Source organism: Lacrimispora brassicae (genome assembly GCF_054772055.1).
On sequence record NZ_BRYH01000049.1, the window covers coordinates 16,899 to 35,073 of the forward strand.

General features: G+C 44.1%; 15 protein-coding genes. 13 read left to right on the plus strand and 2 right to left on the minus strand.

Translation table 11 applies throughout. The annotated features are described in order from the left end of the window. Nucleotides 1–23 precede the first annotated feature (23 nt). From ACYVD3_RS22480 to ACYVD3_RS22500, 5 genes are all read left to right on the plus strand, one after another. Nucleotides 24–155, plus strand: a complete 132-nt coding sequence (locus tag ACYVD3_RS22480) for a hypothetical protein (protein ID WP_460644735.1) — start codon at nucleotides 24–26, stop codon at nucleotides 153–155. A gap of 76 nt (nucleotides 156–231) precedes the next feature. Next, entirely contained in the window at nucleotides 232–762 is a 531-nt protein-coding gene (locus ACYVD3_RS22485) for a PadR family transcriptional regulator (protein WP_460644736.1), read from the plus strand. Nucleotides 763–774: 12 nt separating this feature from the next. Then, nucleotides 775–1,449, plus strand: coding sequence for a class I SAM-dependent methyltransferase (locus ACYVD3_RS22490; RefSeq protein WP_460644737.1), 675 nt, complete (start codon nucleotides 775–777; stop codon nucleotides 1,447–1,449). A gap of 307 nt (nucleotides 1,450–1,756) precedes the next feature. Further along, entirely contained in the window at nucleotides 1,757–3,937 is a 2,181-nt protein-coding gene (locus tag ACYVD3_RS22495) for a HelD family protein (RefSeq protein ID WP_460644738.1), read from the plus strand. Nucleotides 3,938–4,028: 91 nt separating this feature from the next. Further along, nucleotides 4,029–4,571, plus strand: a complete 543-nt coding sequence (locus ACYVD3_RS22500) for a DUF4256 domain-containing protein (RefSeq protein WP_460644739.1) — start codon at nucleotides 4,029–4,031, stop codon at nucleotides 4,569–4,571. A gap of 132 nt (nucleotides 4,572–4,703) precedes the next feature. Here the strand turns inward: ACYVD3_RS22500 and ACYVD3_RS22505 are convergent, their stop codons facing one another. Beyond that, on the minus strand, nucleotides 4,704–5,168 hold the full coding sequence (locus tag ACYVD3_RS22505; RefSeq protein ID WP_460644740.1) for a GNAT family N-acetyltransferase: 465 nt from the start codon (nucleotides 5,166–5,168) through the stop codon (nucleotides 4,704–4,706). Between the two features lie 413 nt (nucleotides 5,169–5,581). On the opposite strand from ACYVD3_RS22505, the gene ACYVD3_RS22510 reads away from it, so the two are divergent. The 8 genes from ACYVD3_RS22510 to ACYVD3_RS22545 all read left to right on the plus strand — a co-directional run bounded on the left by ACYVD3_RS22510 (nucleotide 5,582) and on the right by ACYVD3_RS22545 (nucleotide 16,454). Then, nucleotides 5,582–6,283 (plus strand): MBL fold metallo-hydrolase, encoded by a 702-nt coding sequence (locus ACYVD3_RS22510; RefSeq protein ID WP_460644741.1) that lies wholly within the window; start codon nucleotides 5,582–5,584, stop codon nucleotides 6,281–6,283. A 343-nt stretch (nucleotides 6,284–6,626) separates the two neighbouring features. After that, nucleotides 6,627–6,791, plus strand: coding sequence for a hypothetical protein (locus tag ACYVD3_RS22515; protein ID WP_460644742.1), 165 nt, complete (start codon nucleotides 6,627–6,629; stop codon nucleotides 6,789–6,791). A gap of 10 nt (nucleotides 6,792–6,801) precedes the next feature. After that, nucleotides 6,802–9,297 (plus strand): helix-turn-helix transcriptional regulator, encoded by a 2,496-nt coding sequence (locus ACYVD3_RS22520; RefSeq protein ID WP_460644743.1) that lies wholly within the window; start codon nucleotides 6,802–6,804, stop codon nucleotides 9,295–9,297. 210 nt (nucleotides 9,298–9,507) lie between these two features. Further along, nucleotides 9,508–12,045 carry a bifunctional diguanylate cyclase/phosphodiesterase gene (locus ACYVD3_RS22525; RefSeq protein WP_460644744.1) on the plus strand — a complete coding sequence of 846 codons (2,538 nt, stop codon included), beginning with the start codon at nucleotides 9,508–9,510 and terminating at the stop codon, nucleotides 12,043–12,045. A gap of 22 nt (nucleotides 12,046–12,067) precedes the next feature. Continuing rightward, a complete protein-coding gene (locus tag ACYVD3_RS22530; RefSeq protein ID WP_460644745.1) occupies nucleotides 12,068–13,762 on the plus strand; it encodes a methyl-accepting chemotaxis protein in 1,695 nt (564 codons plus the stop codon). A gap of 68 nt (nucleotides 13,763–13,830) precedes the next feature. Then, nucleotides 13,831–14,562, plus strand: a complete 732-nt coding sequence (locus ACYVD3_RS22535) for a hypothetical protein (RefSeq protein ID WP_460644746.1) — start codon at nucleotides 13,831–13,833, stop codon at nucleotides 14,560–14,562. Between the two features lie 93 nt (nucleotides 14,563–14,655). Then, nucleotides 14,656–14,898, plus strand: coding sequence for a hypothetical protein (locus ACYVD3_RS22540; RefSeq protein ID WP_460644747.1), 243 nt, complete (start codon nucleotides 14,656–14,658; stop codon nucleotides 14,896–14,898). Nucleotides 14,899–15,296: 398 nt separating this feature from the next. Continuing rightward, complete coding sequence (locus ACYVD3_RS22545) at nucleotides 15,297–16,454, plus strand: GGDEF domain-containing protein (protein WP_460644748.1); 1,158 nt, start codon at nucleotides 15,297–15,299, stop codon at nucleotides 16,452–16,454. Between the two features lie 147 nt (nucleotides 16,455–16,601). On the opposite strand, the gene ACYVD3_RS22550 is transcribed toward ACYVD3_RS22545, so the two are convergent. Then, on the minus strand, nucleotides 16,602–17,882 hold the full coding sequence (locus tag ACYVD3_RS22550; RefSeq protein ID WP_460644749.1) for a glycoside hydrolase family 88 protein: 1,281 nt from the start codon (nucleotides 17,880–17,882) through the stop codon (nucleotides 16,602–16,604). Nucleotides 17,883–18,175 lie beyond the last annotated feature (293 nt).

The following is an 18,175-nucleotide window of genomic DNA, read 5'->3' on the forward strand; positions in this document are numbered from 1 at the left end:
AAAGAGAAAATGGGGGAATTTCCATGGATATGGAATTCGGTATGCCTGCCTTAATTGAGCTTTCCGGCCGGAACCATTGCAGATGTGTGATCGAAACAAAAACCGCTGCAGCGCTTTGGCAGTCCTGCCGTTGGCTGGAAACTCATTTTAAATAATGTTCTTGACAAATAGTCAGCGCTGAGTATAATTATAGTCAGTACTGACTATTTTGTTTTCAGAAAGGTGAACCATATGATCCCTCTTTATATTATTGGATTACTTCAAAGATTCGGCCCCCAGCATGGCTACCAGATCAAGAAAATCATTGCAGAACAGCTTTCCGACTTTACCCAGATCAAGCTGCCTACCATTTATTATCATCTGGAGAAAATGGAAGCAGACGGCCTCCTTTCCGCAAACAGGGAAAAGCCTGGGGGCAGACCGGAAAAGACCATCTACGCAATTACGGATAAAGGAATCGTGGCATTTAAGAACATGATGGTAGGACTCCTGGAATTTGAATACCGGCCAACCTTCCCTTCAGACGGTGTTTTCTATTTTTCCGATTCTATTGAAAAAGCAGAGATCATAAGTCATTTAACGGCTTATACCCACAAACTGAAAACAGCCATATCCCATATAAAAATCCACAAGGAAGAAACCATGAATTTTGTACCGGATGAGCACAGAACAATGGTCCATATTATATTCAGCCATCATGAGCATCATTACCAGGCGGAACTGGATTGGGCGGAAGAATCAATAAAACGTTTGAATCAATAGGGGGAATGTATTATGACAAAGCAAAGGATCATAGAAACAAACGAAGGCATTCAGGATAAGCTGACCGTTGAGATTTTCGACAATTTTGCCAGAATCATGCGGGATAAAAGCTGGAACAATGTAGACAGCTTCATCAAAGCAGGGATCACAAAGGGAAAGGTACTGGAGATCGGCCCTGGTCCCGGATATGTGGGCCTTGAGTGGTTAAAGCGGTTTCCTGATGCCTCCCTTACGGGATGTGAAATAAGCCGTGAGATGATCCGGCTTGCAGAGAAAAACGCAAGGGAGTACGGATTTGAGAAGAGAGCAGACTACGTGGAAGGCAATTGCATGGAGATGCCGTTTTCAGACAATGTTTTTGATGCTGTTTTTTCCAATGGATCCCTTCATGAATGGGAAGACCCTGTGAAGGTGTTTCATGAAATAAACAGGGTCTTAAAGCAGGGAGGACTTTTTTGCATTACAGACATGCGGCGGGATGTCAATCCCCTGATCAAATGGCTTATTTATTTTTCAACCAAACCAAAGGAAATCCGCCCGGGATTTTTAACCTCATTTAATGCAGCCTATACGGTTGGTGAGATGGAACCATTGCTTTGCCGGTCAGAATTAAAAAATACGGTTGTCAGCAAGGAATTTTTCGGCTTATGTGTGACAGGAGAGAAGGCTGTTTCAGGTGGTGCCTGAAAATGATTGTGTTTTCCTTGCGAAAGCCATGAGCGGTCGGGGAGTATGGCAGGCCAGATAGGCCGGAACCGTCTGCCAGTAATGCATGGGAACCGGGCAGCAGGGCCGGATTTCTATTGAATATGATATAAGGCAGAGGGAAAGGTGATTGTGCATCCGCGCAATCACCTTTCCCTCTGCCTTAATTGTAACACACAGAATCAACAACAACAAGACTGTTTTTCTGATTTCAGTTGTGCTAGACTTTTTGAATGGCGGTTTAGGAAACAGCTTTTCTGCCGATTCTAAAAGAGAGGTGGTATTGGTGATGGAAAATAGCCAGTTAGAATTAGAATTTGAAAATACCAGGTTAGAACAGACCATAGCATTGGCAAAGGAACAGCTTGATCAGGCAAGGGAGCGCAACGAGGGAAATAAGTCGGCCATTATTTCTGCCAAGCAGGAATTGCGGGAGAATACTTCACACTCTATATCAAGCCTTTGGAGCAGCGAAGGCTTTGAGGCCCTTGCAGAATTGAACCAGTATGCCAATCCGATTACAGATAAAATCGCAGATTATGAAGCGGTGGAAAACAAGATCCTGCTGTTGGAGAGCATGATCCAATCTCCTTATTTTGCCCGGATTGATTTTCGGTTTGACGATGAGGATACATTTGAAAACATCTATATCGGGCGTTCTTCCCTGAAGAAAGACAGCACAAACCAATTCTATGTGTATGACTGGAGATCGCCCATAGCAAGTGTCTTTTACCGTTTCGTATTGGGGCAGGTATTTTATGATGCACCTGGCGGAAGGATAACTGGAGAAGTCAATTTAAAGCGCCAGTATGAAATTAACAAAGGAAAGCTGGATTATTTTTTCGATGCTGATGTACAGATCGTGGATGAATTTTTAAGAAAGCTTCTGTCCCAAAACACTTCTCCTAAAATGAAAACCATCGTTGAAACCATTCAAAGGGAACAGGATATTGTAATAAGGGATATGGAGAATGATTTGATGATGGTGCAGGGGGTGGCAGGCAGCGGGAAAACTTCCATTGCCCTTCACAGGGCTGCGTACCTGATGTACCAGGGCTTGTCCTCTAAGCTGTCCGCCGATAATATATTGATTATTTCCCCTAACTCTTTCTTTGAGCAATACATTTCCAACGTGCTGCCTGAGCTGGGAGAGGATCATGTGGTTTCCATGGTATTTGAAGATATTATTGCTTCTGTCCTGGTAAATGAACAGGTGCAGTCAAGAAATCAATTTCTGGAAAACTTGATCTCCAATTCCCTGTACAGGGATATAATAAAAAGCACCGTGGAATTCAAAACCTCCCGCCAGTTTCTGGAAATACTGGACCGGTTGATTGATGATCTGCCCCATCACTGGATGGACTTTGAGGATGTGTTCTATGACGGTGAGTGCATCATAAGGAAAGAAGCGCTGAAAGAGAAAATATTATCAGGAAGAAACGAAACTCCTTTGGGAATAAGGCTAAAGCTGATAGAGGAATATATTCTGGAGCTGATCAGCGAGTCCAAGAAATACCGTATCAAAAAGTCGGAACAGGTTCTGATAAAAGAAGAGATGCTAAAATTCATGAAACTGGACCTTAAGGATGTTTACAGAAAGCTGTTTCATGATAAAGAATATTTTTACAACCTGGCAGAAGGTCTGGAGCTTCCCGGCTCTATAGATGATATTCTGACCTTCACCCAGGAAAATCTGGATACCTGTCTGCTGTACTATGACGATGCAGCCGTCCTCACTTACTTGAATATAAAGATAAACGGGGTCAATGGATACAAAACCATAAAACAGGTAGTCATTGATGAAGCCCAGGACTATTATCCCCTGCATTTTGAAATATTCAATTTACTGTTTCCGAAAGCGAAATTTACGATTCTGGGAGACATTAACCAGACCCTTGAAAAAAGAGAAGATTTATCTCTATACCAGGAAATCGGAAGAATCTTCCATAAGAAAAAGTCCTCCCTTGTCACTATGGACAAAAGCTTTCGGTGTACAAATGAAATTTTAAATTATGGTTTAAGGTTCCTTGAGGAACGTTCGGAAATAAAGAGCTTCAACCGAAAAGGAGATGAACCCAGGCTGTATGAGGCAAAGGACCAGTTGTCATTTCATGATGAGATTATTTCTGAAGTAAAGGCTTGTCTTAAAATGGGGTATCAGTCCATAGGGCTGCTTTGTAAAACGGAAAAAAATGCCCTTTCCCTATTTGAGAGTATAAAGGGCAAGGTTGATATCCAATTGGTAAAAAATGGGAGTTCGGCAGATTTACAAGGTGTATTCATAATACCTGTGTATATGTCAAAAGGGCTTGAGTTCGATTCTGTCTTAATATGCGATGCTGATGCAGAAAATTATCACAGTGAAGATGATAAAAAGCTTTTATACATCGCGTGTACAAGGGCGCTTCACAGACTCAGCTTATTCTGCCAGGGAGAGGCCAGTCCCCTGTTGAAGGGAAAGGAATCGTAAGAAAGGAAAGTCAAAGCCAGTCCCAATTCCCGGATTTTCATCCCTTATCATGCCATACGATAACCAACCTGAAAACAAGGAGGAAGGATCCATGTCAAACGAAGAACTGCTCAATGTCCTGAAAAGACGATTTGAGGAAAACAGGAATCGTCACAAAGGCCTTGCATGGGAGAACCTGCAGGCAAGGCTTCAGGGAAATGCCGAAAAGCTTTGGTCACTGAATGAGATGGAAAGGACCGGCGGGGAACCGGATGTTGTTGCCTTTGATGAGGCAGCGGGCGAATACATTTTTTATGACTGTTCGGCAGAAAGCCCGAAAGGCCGCAGAAACATTTGCTATGACCGGGAAGGCCAGGAAGAGAGAGAACGGAAAGGGGTGCATCCGAAAGGCAATGCAATGGACATGGCGGCCGCCATGGGCATTGCATTGTTAACGGAAGAACAATATAGGGAGCTGCAAAAGCTTGGGAATTTCGACCGGAAGACATCAAGCTGGGTGAAGACTCCTTCTGATATCCGGAAACTGGGGGGAGCCGTTTTTGCCGACTTCCGCTACGGCCATGTTTTCCTGTATCATAACAGTGCGCCCAGCTTTTACAGCAGCAGGGCATTTCGCGGCTCCCTGAGGGTATGAAGTTTTTAAATTGGCTTCTCTAACTGATTTCTCTGATTTAAGTATGTAACATCGTAATAGTTATATGGATTAAAAACATGAGAAGTTTTTCGTGCTTTTAATCCATATACTTTTTAGAATGAAGCTTATCCATTATAAATCCAGTTGCATATATAATGCCGTGAGGGCAGGATTATCATTATAACGTTCAATATCATAAAACCCATACCGCCGATACAGTTGAACGGCGCTGTCCATAAAGGGAAAGGTGTCCAGCCGCATATGCTTATACCCTATTAACTTAGCATCATTAATGACTTGGTCAATTAATATTTTCCCAACATGTTTTCCTCGGTAGCCAGGCTTTACATACAGACGTTTTATTTCACAATAAACATCGTCAGTTTTCTTCAATGCAATGCAGCCCACAGCATCCTCCCCCAAATAAGCAAGATATAGACGGCCATTGGGGAAACCGTACTTTTCTTCAAAATCCAGCACTTCGTTGCTATAATTTTGTGCTTCAAGACAGCGTTTCACATCCTCACCTTGTTTGAGAATCATATCCGTATATTCGGTAAACAATTGGGAAACCTCATGCTGTCTGTCATATGCCAATACTAATCGAACCTCCACGTTTTATACCTCCTTACAAATTTCGATTTATAAATTATAACAAACTTCAGCATAAAAATATAGAGGCGCAAAAAGTATGAAGCCGCTGTACATGGATGGCCTTTGGAGATTCATTCTATCAATTATAAGAACTGCTTTAAAATAAGGAGTAAAAATTGTATAATTAGCTTGATCAGGGGGCAGCAATGGGCAAAGACAAGGATGACCAATAGCGCTGAATTATTTTTAAAGAACATATTGGTTCCGGGAGGCCAACGGACATATGAGCCGGCTTTGGAGGATTGCCTGGGCAAATATCAGAGGAACCTGGGAATCCATTGGATTATTCCCGGGCTGGGGATTTGAATGACCTGCCGCAGTGGCAGTCCGTAAATAATTTTGTGAGGTAAAGTAAAATGAATGAGATTATAATGCTGAATATAAGCTTTCCATATGAAAATGAAACCCGGACGATCCATCCGGTTTTATTGTTAAGCGCCAGTGATGTTGTTTTAGTGGATTGCGGATATCCCGGTTTCCTGCCTTTATTAGAGGAGGCAATGGAATCAAAGGGAGTCCATCCCGGTTCCTTAACCAAAGTAGTGATCACCCATCATGACGATGATCACATGGGAGCCTTATATGAAATCAAAGAAAAATATCCTGATGTAAAGGTTGTGGCCGGTTCCTTGGAAAGCGGGTATATTTCCGGTGAGAGAAAATCCCTGCGCTTACTCCAGGCAGAAGAAATGCTTGATGTGCTGCCGGAGGATCAAAAGCCCTTTGGGATCCAATTTTGTGAATCCTTAAGGAGAGTCAGGCCGGTTCCTGTGGATATAATGGTCAAGGCCGGGGATCATTTTGACTGGGCCGGCGGCTGTGAGATTTTAGAAACTCCTGGCCACATGCCGGGACATATTTCCTTATATTTTAAGGAGAGCAATTCCGTTATTACGGGAGACGCCGCAGTTATCCATGGCAATCAACTGGTCATCGCAAATCCACAGTTTACCCTGGATTTGAACAGGGCCAAAGATTCCCTTGAAAAGCTCATATCCTTAAACGGGGATCGTTATTATTGCTATCATGGAGGGATATTTGAAAACCGGAAAAATTGACCATGACCAAAGGCAGGCGCCCTATTGCCTGCACTGAATCATGTTCTTAAAAAGACGGCTTTTGGCGGCAAGAGAAAAGTATGATGATATTTTAACAATGCAGATCACTGCATTTTCCCAAAGCCGGATCGTGTAAAAAGAGAATAAGTTGAATCACACATCAGGAGGCCGTGTTTGCCGGGGGGATCATTACCGGAAAACACGGCCTCTGTTATCATTTTAATAAATGAAAACAGGGGGTGAGCCATAGAAATAACAGAGGATATACATTTCAAAGTTTGGCATGTCACTATTTGTTGAAATATGTCGATTTTTGTGGTAAATTATAGGAAATCAGGATATTATGACCGGATATTTATCAGGGAAAGAAGCTGGAAATAATGGGGTGTTAAAAGCAGTTTCAACGGATGGGGTTAGAGCCGAAGGCGATGCGAAGAAAATCATCAGAGAAATAAAGCTCTGCATCAGTATTTCAGGCAGAAATTCATATTCTCCCCCACCAGAATAGAGGGAAATAGATGCAAAAAAAGTTCAGCCAACAGAATAAGTACTATTTTTCGGAAAAGCTTAAAAGGCAGCTTGATCAGATATCCCGCCACCCATTGACTATTGTGGAGGCGCCATCCGGCTTTGGAAAGACCACGGCTGTCCGGGAGTATTTGAAAGAAAAAATTTCTCATGGAGCCTGTGAATATTGGTACACCTGCCTGGGGGAGTCCGCCACCATGGCGTGGCTGGGAATCTGTGAGCTGTTCTCCAATGTAAATGTTAAGGTAGCCGATGATTTAAAGAACATGCAGATGCCTACCATGGATACGCTGTTCTACATGACGGCTCATCTTCGGGATATTAAGTGTCAGACAGAAACATATTTAGTGGTTGATAACTACCAGCTTGTAAACTGTGATATTCCCCATGAGCTCATAAGTGTATTTTCCATGCATGGAAATCCGAAGCTGCATATGATATTCATCACTCAGCAATTAGAGGTTAATCAGCAGGTTTCCATTCACAATAATAATATTTATACCTTTGATGCATCGTCGTTTTTCTTTGACCGGGAAGGTACGGCCAGCCTGTTTCACATGGAAGGCATCCGCCTTGCCGATGATGAACTGGAAAAAATATTCATGAGCACCGAGGGCTGGGTATCCGCCATTCGTCTGCATATGATAAATTTTATAGAAACCGGTTCCTTTGATCCTGCCGCCGACATTGAACAACTGGTGGAAAGGGCGATCTGGAACAACCTTACGCCGGAAGAAAAAGATTTTTTTCTGTCGGTTTCGATTCTGGACAGTTTTACGGCGCGGCAGGCGGCTATTATGCTGAATCAGGAGAGTCTGCCTGAAAAGATTGATGAGCGTCTTAAGAATAACGACTTCATAAGATATTTGCCAGATAAGTACCGGTACAGCATGCACAGTATTTTGCAGGACTATCTTCGCAACCGCTTCTATAATCAGATGCCGGAGCATCACCAGAAGCGGATATTATGGAAAGCCGGAATCTCCTGTGCAGCCGTGTCCCAGTACTATCCGGCTTCCGAGTTTTTTTACAGGATCAGGGATTTTAACGCTATTTTGTCCCTGCCCTTCAGCCTTGAATATTTAGATAAACAGAGAGAAAAATACCAGTCAGAATTCCTTGTCAGGATCGTTTATGAATGCCCGGAAAAAATATTGTGCCGCCATCCCTTTACCTTGATCATATTTGGATACTATACATTGCTGAACGGGCAGTGGGAGGCTTACCGAAAGCTATGCTGCCTGATTAACAAGGCGGTTCACGTCAAAAGAGATTTCAGCCCCGATGAGATCCGGAGAATCTATGGAGAATATGAGCTTTTGGAGGCCATTGGAGAATTTAATGATATTTCCAGGATGAAGGAGGGGAAAAAAAGGGCATGGAAAATTTTGGGACAGCCTACGGAGGTGATCAAAGAAGGAACTCCGTGGCTGTTTGCTTCCCCAACTGTTTTAGGCATGTTCTGGCGTGAATCCGGGAAACTGGAACATGTGCTGATGGAAATGGAGGAAGGCAGACCCTTATACCGCAGGCTGTTCCAGGGGTATGGTGCCGGAGCCTTTCATGTGATACAGGCAGAGGCAATGCTCATGAGGGGGGAAGACGATGAGGCTGAAATTCAGTGCCATAAAGCCCTCTATGAAGCCCGCGGCAACCGGCAGGCCGGTATCTGCATCTGCGGAGAACTTGTTTTGGCCCGTATTGCCATCCTTCGGGGTGATGTGGAGAGTTATTTTAAATCAATAAGAAATATCCAGAGCTATACCAAGGAAAGTACCAGTCTTTATGTACTGCACATGGTGGAATGCTGCATGTCGGTTATAAGCATTGAACTGGGCATCAAGGATTACGTTGCTCCATGGCTTTATGACATGGAAAGCATTAAAAAGATGCTTTATGCACCTGTGGTCCCCCATGCCCAGATCATTTACTTAAAGCTTCTGCTCATGGAAAAGAGGTATCATGAGCTTTATGGTATTTCACAGCTCATCCTGGATACTTCAAAAAACCCAGGGGGAAACATTAAGTATATGCTGCCCCAGGTATATTATTTAAAATTTCTTGCCATAGCTAAATATAATAATGGAGATGATTTAAAAGCCCAGGAATATTTAAAACAGGCCCTTGCGGCAGCGCTGCCGGACAAGGTTTATCTTCCCCTTGTCCAGGATGCTGATGGGCTGATCCCTCTTTATAAAATGTTAAAGAGCTCTGTTTCGGACAAAGATGGCATCAATGCCGTAATTGAACTTGGCAAACGTTATGAAAGGGGGATGAAGATCATCAGAAAGGCTGTTATTTCAGATAAAACGCCCCTGACCCCAAGGGAAAGGGAGATCGCCCAGCTTGCAAGGGACCGTTTAAGTGCAAGGGAAATTGCCGATAAATTGTATATATCTGAGGCAACTGTCAGAACAATACTTAGGAGTGTATACAGTAAACTTGATATTCATTCGAAAACAGAGCTGGATACAAAGAAATTCTGATAAAAAACTTAAATATACTACATAATGGAGTATGAGAAAAAAAGTAATCTGCTGTATTCTGGATATAGCAGATTACTTTTTCATTCATGGAAAATCACATACGCTCCATAGGGGCAATATGATTCACTGATTCAGGTGTATATAATCGGTTAAAGACAATCAATTAAATGCCTGGTTACGGAAAGATAAACCAGTGCCGAGGTGGCTGCGATGAAAAATAAATATACCAGATATATAGCCGTGCAGACGGTGATTATGCTTATGATTTTCGTGACGATTATTTTTGTTCTTCTGCGTTCCCGGCAGTCAGAAAACAATTATCTTCTTTCAAGCATCGGGCAATCCGTGTCCTATTCTTTGCAGCAGCACATTGCCATAACGGAAGGTGTATTAACCTCCCTGGCTTATAATTATGAGATTGATGATCATATTGATAAGGGCAAATTTGATATTCTGGCAGCCAAATACATGGAGGAAAACCCGGACATTCTCTATATCCAGCACAAAGATAAGGATACGGTCACGGATATGGTGTATCCTGATGTTTTTGCTTACACCCTGGGCGTATCCACTAAGGGGCGTCCTGAGGTGGAGGAAGCCCTTGAAAGTGCCATTAAAAACAGGACGACAACGGCCAATGATCCCGTTATCCTCAAGGACACCAATAATCTGCTGGGGCTGGTGATACGGTATCCCCTTTATAAAGACAGTGAGTTTAACGGATTTTTTGTTGTGGTATTTAACTTTAATACATACATGGACAAGGTGATCAAAGAGGCGTTGCCTAATTCCTATCACATCAGCATTTACAATAAGAACGGAGGGTTAATCTGGGGAGATTCCCCCTGGAAGGACAGGGATTCCTTTATTATCCAGGTCCCGGTCATGGATACTTACTGGACCATGAAGCTTTCAAAGGAAGAGAGCAGCGTCAATGCCAACGGAGCGCTTATCGGTTTCATCTCGCTGCTGGTCCTGTTTTTAATGGGGATCCTTATGTATATGCAGATGGGGCTGTTCAAAAAAGATGAAAACCTCCAGCATCTTGCCAGCCTGCACAAAGAACTGGAAAGGCTGAAAGAAAGCTACACCCTGGCCCTTGACAGTGCCAATGACGCGCTTTGGGAGTGGAACCTTATTACCGATGAGATCATTACTTCCGATAAATGGATCGATATCATGGGAAATGCCCTGGAAGGCCATGGGCTTAGCGGGGTCTTGCAGAAAGAGACCATTCATCAGGAGGATTATCAGGCGGTACGTGCTGCCTTTGACTCCTGTTTAAAGGGAGAGACCCGGGAGTTTCACCGGGAATACCGTATCAGGAACAAGGACGGCACCTATACCTGGGTCTTAAACAGGGGAAAGGTCTATTTTGACGGGGAAGGCCTTCCCGGCAAGGTGGCAGGGGCAGTGTCCAATATTGAGGAGCGGAAGCAGAAAGAATCGAAGATCGAATACATGGCATTTTATGATACGCTGACAGGCCTGCCCAACAAGATGCAGTTTATGAGCACTCTTGAGGACACCCTGGGCGCCATAGAAGACACCTTGTGCAGGGATTCCATACTGATGATCGACCTGGATAACTTCAAGATACACAATGACCTCCTTGGGCTTGATTTCTGTGACCAACTGCTTAAGCAGGTGGGCGACCGGCTGTCACAGATCCTGGGCCAGGAAAATATGGTGGCAAGATTCGGCGGAGATGAGTTTTTAATACTTATCAGGGATCAGGAGAATATAAAAGGGGTGGAAAACCTCTGCCAGAACATCCTCAGTATCTTTGGAGCTCCTTTTGTACTGATGGAAAAGTCCGTTTATTTGTCCGTCAGCATAGGCGTTGTCCATTGCATGGAAGCCGGACAGACGGCAAATGATGTGCTTCGCAATGCGGATACGGCTCTTAACAAGGCCAAGGAAAGCGGAAAAAACCAGTATTGCATCTATGGCACACAACTGCATGATGAAATTATCAGAAAATCCAATGTGGAGGCATGTGTCAGAGAAGCCCTGGCAAAGGACGAGCTTCTCATTTACTATCAGCCCCAGCAGGATTTATTTAAGAATAGAATAAGAGGAGTGGAGGCCCTGGCAAGGCTTCACTCGGAAGAATTAGGCATGATTTCGCCTTTTGAGTTCATAGCGGTGGCCGAATATACGGGACTGATCATTCCCCTGGGCAACTGGATATTAAAAAATGCGTGTATGCAAGGAAAAGCCTGGATTGACAGCGGTTTTAAATTTGGAAAGCTGTCCGTAAATATCTCTGTACATCAGTTGCGAAATGAGAATTTTTATGATCTGGTAAAAGATGTTCTCAATGAGACCCAGTTCCCGGTAAATCAACTGGAACTTGAAATCACGGAAAGCGTTCTTTTGGAATTTTCCCAGAATAACATTGAAATTCTTAAAAAGCTAAGATCCCTTGGCGTCAGCATCGCCTTGGATGATTTTGGTACAGGGTATTCCTCCCTTAACTATTTGACAGTCCTTCCCATCGACATATTAAAAATTGACAAATCATTTTTAGGAAGGGCACTTGAAAGTGAAACGGAGCACCAGGTAATAAAAAGCATCACGGAACTGGCTCATGGCCTGAGCCTGAAAGTGGTGTCTGAAGGAGTGGAAACGGCTGAGCAAAGGCAGATTCTCAAGGATATGGGCTGTGATTATATCCAGGGGTATTATTTTGCAAAGCCAGGGGATGCAAAAAGTGTGGAAAAGTGGTTTCGGAGAGAACAATAACAACTGAGGAGGAAATGAAGTCATGGAGAAAAAAGGAATCAAACAATCCACTTTAAATTTTTTATTGGGAGGTTCAGCGATTTTTCTGTCGGTGATCCTGGTGATCTTAGCCATCCAGGTCATGAGCTCTTTTTTGGGGATGAGGGCTGCTGAGGAAAGAAAAGCAGAGTTTAAGCAATTAGGCATTGACCTTGCCAATGCATCCGATTATTTAACGAATGAAGCCAGGGCATACGTACAATTCGGGGATAAGGTACACTATGATAATTACTGGAGAGAGGTAAATGAAACAAAGACCAGAGATAAGGTGGTAGAACGGCTGAATGAGCTGGGAGCCCCTCAGAATGAGTTGGATCTCCTAGCTGAAGCAAAGAAATCCTCCGATACTCTGGTGGAGACGGAAGATAAAGCCATGAAGGCCGTGGAAAAGGGTGATTTTGAGGAAGCCAGACATCTCATGTTTGATGCCCAATACGACAGCGATAAGAGGGTTATCATGGCTCCTATATCCAAATTTCAGGAAACAATGAATGCCAGGGCTTCCGGTGAGATGAATCAGGCAGTCAGTAAGACTCAGACTTATATCATTGTCATGATCCTGCTGATGGTGTTTACGGCTGTTTTCAACGGTATAAGCCTGCTGCTTTCCCATGTTAAGATCATCAAGCCGATCATTAAGTTAAAAGACGATATGATAACGGCTGCAGAGGGGGATCTGTCACAGTCTGTCAGCGTGGCGGCCGACAATACGGAGATCGGGCAGCTTGCAATGGCATCTGCCACAGCCATTGAGACGGTTCGGAATATCATTCAGGAAATATCCCGCATTCTGACGGAAATGTCAAAGGGAAATCTTGCTGTTGAAATTAAAGGTGATTACAGAGGGGATTACACAGCCATTAAGACCTCCTTAAACCAGATCATCCAGTCTTTTAATGAGGTATTGGGAGATGTCAGGACGGCTGCGGATCAGGTGGCTTCCGGTTCCAACCAGGTTTCCGGCTCCAGCATTTCCCTTTCCCAGGGAGCAACGGAGCAGGCCAGCTCTGTGGAACAGCTTACGGCTTCCATTGAAGAAATTGCGGCCCAGACCAGGCAAAGCGCCGGATTTGCAGGTCAGGCCAATGAACTGGCGGATGCTGCAAAACGGAATGCGGAACACGGAAATGAGCAAATGAGAGGGATGCTTCAGGCAATGGAGGAGATCAATGATTCTTCCGCCAATATCTCAAGGATCATCAAGGTCATTGATGAAATCGCGTTCCAGACCAATATACTGGCTCTCAATGCAGCGGTGGAGGCAGCACGGGCAGGAGAGTACGGAAAGGGCTTTGCGGTGGTTGCCGATGAAGTGAGAAGTCTGGCGGTCCGCTCGGCCGATGCGGCAAAGGAAACCACGGATATGATCGGGAATTCCATTAAAAAGGTGGAAGGCGGTACCAGGATCGCAAAGGAAACGGCAGGTGCACTGATTAAAATTGTGGAGGATGTGGAAAAGGTGGCCAGCCTGATCGGAGACATTGCCATTGCTTCCAACAACCAGGCGGAAGGCATCGCCCAGATCAACCTTGGAGTGATGCAGGTATCCCAGGTAATCCAGACCAACTCTGCAACCTCTGAGGAAAGTGCGGCTGCCAGTGAAGAGCTGGCAGGTCAGGCAGAAATGCTCAAAGATCAGGTGAGCAGATTCCGGCTAAAGAGTGGGGGCAGGATTTAACCTCATCAAGCCGTAAAGGCCCCTTTCCCTTTGATGGATTTACGGTTCGTTATAAGGAGGCATGGAACATGAAAATATTGATTGTGGAAAACCATCCGGCCAGCAAGGATTTCTTTGAAAGATTTTTTGAGAGGTATGGAACCACCGGTTTGGCTGAGAATTGTTTGGAAACGCTGGATGCTTTTCTTATGGCACAAAACAAAGGGAAACCGTATCATCTGATCTTTCTGGGAGCCGGGCTGCCAGTGGAAGATGGAATAGAAATCATAAAGGCAGTCAGGAACATGGAAAAGCAGTACAATGTCCCTAAGGAACATCAGGTAAAGGTCATCCTGGCAGCAGAACTTGCAGATACAAAGATCCTGAAGGCGGCGCCTCTCCATGAAGGGGGAGCCTATAGGACAGAGCCTGTGGACATGGAGAAGTTAAAAGAGATAATGGAAATCATGGAGGTTATGGAGGAAAAAGAGAAAAATACTACAGAGCAGAGTATGAAAAAGAAGGATTTATTTTATAAAGTAAAGGCTGAAAAAAATCAGGCCCATGAGGGATATTTCAAAAGCGTGGAGGCCCAGCCTGATTATCAGTTAAAGGTGATCATGGAGACCGGAACCACCATTCATTTTGACTTTCGTCCCAGACTGGACACCGTACGTTTTGGAATGCTCAAGGATAAAGAATTATTCCAAAGTGTGCACACTGATGGGAATTATCTGATTTTCAGGAAAACCAACCGGATGCCGGTGAGAATTACCGCTTCTGAGTTTATGGATCTTGTCCTGATTGACCGCAGGAAATAAATCTGTAAAAGGAATGCGGAGAAATACGGAAGTAAAATATACTTAATATGTAAGGTATGTAAATGTATCCACTCTTACGATTGAACCAGAACCATGATGGATCATATTCTGAAACCGAAAGAAAAGGGGATATGGTTCAACAGGCTGCCCCATGGCAGAGGGAAACCGGAAGGTTCCGGCTGGATAAGGATACAGGCTGCACAGGTACTTCACAGTATCAGAGAAAATGCTGTGAAGGTAAACGAGAGCATTGTAAAAATCGATCAGGCTTCCGTGGAGCAGGCTGCCACGCTGCGCCTTGAGGTGGAAAAATTTAAGCTAAATACTGAAAAGTGAAAAGGTCGCAGATTGGTTAAACTGCCCGGCTTTTCATGGTGATTTATTTATCGGCTGCATTTCCGGCGTGGTTTAACCTGGATGCAGCCGATTTTGTATAAACAGATGATTACTGGTTATGTCTGAAGATGACTGCTTTTTTTGCGGCTCATAACAATAAGTGATCCGGAAGAACCTCCATAAGAAATTTCATAAATCTATTTGACCGTTCAGCAGAAATCAGATATAAATTTAAAGGAGAGGGTAGCAGATTCCAGACTGTGGCGTGCTCCTCCATCGTATATTAATAAAAAAGAAAATAAACTTATATAAAAAGGGCAGGACAATGGATTTCATATTAAGGTTTATTTAAGGGTTGTTTTGATTTACTATCATATATGGTACCTGGAGGTGAAAACGTGAGGTTTGAAGGTTTTAAATATCATATAGATGAAGAAAATTTAGATGACATGTATATCAGGGCAGTACAGGATGAATATGCAAAAATTGATGAAAGCTGGCTTTTGCTGCATTATAAAACCTCCGTTATCCTGGTTGTTTTTTCTCTTTTGGTGGAGATTGTAATGGGAATGATCCTGGTCAATTCCGATATGCTCTCAACAACGGTTCACAGATATTATATAAAATTTTTGATTGTACCAAGTGCCGTTAATTTCATTTGTATTGCGGTGGAAACACTGATCATGAAATCAAAGCGTTTTTCACAGAACCATAAAGTTTATTCCGTTTCCCTAATTTTCGTGGGGATGGGATTTGTTCTTTTTACGGTACACAGCACCTTCACGGCAACTTACTATATTTTTGCAATTGCCATCATGCTGACGGCGATTTATGCGGACTATCGTGTAACAAGTATTACGGCGCTGGCCAGCATTGCTTCCATCATTATTTCTGAGCTGTTTATGGAATGGGATGCGGATAAGGTCAGTATTTTTAAAAGCACCCACCGGATGGGGGATTTTCTGATTTCTCTTTTCGTATTGATCGCTTTTTCCATTGCCTGTATGGTGGTGATCCGGTTTGAGCGGAGAAAAAACAGTGCAGGCATAGAAAAGGAAATAGAACGGCAGCTTCTGCAGCAAAGTGTCCATATGGATGAAATGACCGGAATATACAACCGGAAAGCGTTCCGGGATGAAATGAAATATGTGGAAGACACGGCATCGGACCGGAGTTATATTCTCGCAATTGTAGATATTGACAGATTTAAAAATATTAACGACACCTGGGGACATCATGTGGGAGACCGCTGCTTAATAGAATTTGCAAAGATCCTGAAAGAATTTCGTTCGGATATGACACCCTTTCGTTACGGAGGGGATGAGTTCTGCTTATTGTTCTGTGATAAGAGCATGGAAGAGGCAGAGTCCATATGCGGGAGGATTCAGTTCAGAGTGAACCACCTGCTTTTTGAAGACTATCCAAAGCTGATGCTGACGGCCAGCTTTGGGCTGGCGTCAATATCAGAACAGGTTGATACGGTAAGGCTTTTTATTCATGCCGACCGTGCTCTGTATGAAGCCAAAAAGGTTCGTAATGCCATCCGTGTTTTTTAACCGATTACGGTTCGTACAGGGATCATTCAGACACAGCAGCTAAAATCAGGAGGTACCCAGAGCTGAAAGGGTATGAAGCTTTGCAGCCTGTTTCTGTCAGCTCTCCTTGCCTGGGGCAATTTCTTCCCTTATTCTTTCCCGGGAGATTTAGCCCTGCTGAAGGAATTCATCCAGCATGAGCTTTTCCACTCCCGCTAAAATGGCGATTCCGATTCCATGGGGGTCATTAAAACGCCACCCAAGCTGCTGATAATAGGAGCGGCTGAAGGAACAGCCGGAGCCCTGGCATACCCCGTAAAGATCGCCCCTTCGGCTGATCACCCGTTGCTTCATCCCTTTCCATGCCCGGTGAATGGCTGAAATGCTTTCCCTGCGCAGCCCTGGGTTTAAGATCCCCAGCCGGATCCCTCTGGAGAGAGCACAGATGAACATGGAGGTGGAGGAAGATTCTTCATAAGTGGAAGGATCGTCCAGAATCTGATGCCACAGGCCGCTGCCATCCTGAAATTCAATGACAAGCCCTGTTTCTTTTCCTGCCTTCTTTTCACAGAGCAGGATGACCTGATGTCTTCCTATGGGCAGGGATACTTCCTTTTCAAAGGCTCCCTCCACCCATTCCAGGGATAGAACCCCGTTAATATAGATCTTAAGGGGCTGGCTTGACCTTCCCTTTATCAGGATTTTGCCGGAATCTCCATGAAAGAAGCTGCTTTTGGCAGCAGCGGTTCCCTGGCTGTCCGGGCCGAAGACCCGGGATAAGGGGCAGGAGGAAACAGGCTCCTCATACTGTTGCCCTGGAAACCATGAAAGCCCTTCATAAGAACCGCTGATAAGGGCGGAGGCATCCACTGATTCCCGGCTGGCAGGAGGGCTGTAGATAAAGCCTGCCTGTCCTTTTCGTTCCGCCAAAGGCGCCGTAAAATGAGAGGGCTGCCATTGGGGCTGTGCATGGCGGAGTAGGAGGCCGAAACCCAGTTCTGTTTTTTCTGTTTCCAAAAGAAAGTGGTTAAGGCCTGTCTGAAGGGGAATGGAAAATGTACAGCACGATTTAAAGCTTTCCTGAGGCGGGGCGGAGTGGAATACTTTTTCTCCGTTTACCCAGCAAACGGTTGGACCGCAGCATTGAATCTGAAACTGGGAAAGGGTTTGGCTGTGGCTGTATAAATCTCCCGCCCCACAGCAGACCTCTCCAACGTCCGCCTGGGAAAAACGGCTGCCAAAGTCGAATTGATACCATCCTTTTGTATCACATGTGATGCCGGAGGTAAAATCCAGCCGGTACTGATAGGGCGCCTGGGGGTTTTGCCCGATAAAACGGTTGGCCATCAGGGCGATTACTTCACGATCTCCCTCTCCATATACGTGGAAAGCGCTTTCTTCCCAATGAAAGTTATTGCTGTTGCTGACTTTGCTGCTTTCGTAGTTCATAAGGGTTTCCTCCTGCTAAAAGAATTCGTTTCATAAAAGGTTTCTTGGACTCTATATTTTATATTATAATGGGTTATAGTATTATAAATCTTATGTAATTGGGACTTTTTTTGATAAAATCATACTTTTGGCTACTTCTGTGAAGGTTGGAATGGAATGGGAAAAATTGTTATAAAATTGTCTTTAACTATTATAAAGAAGATGATAGAATAAACATGTCATTCTGATATGATTAAGTACACATATCCTTTCATTAGGGCTGAGATAAAATATTGAAAAATGGTTAAAACAGG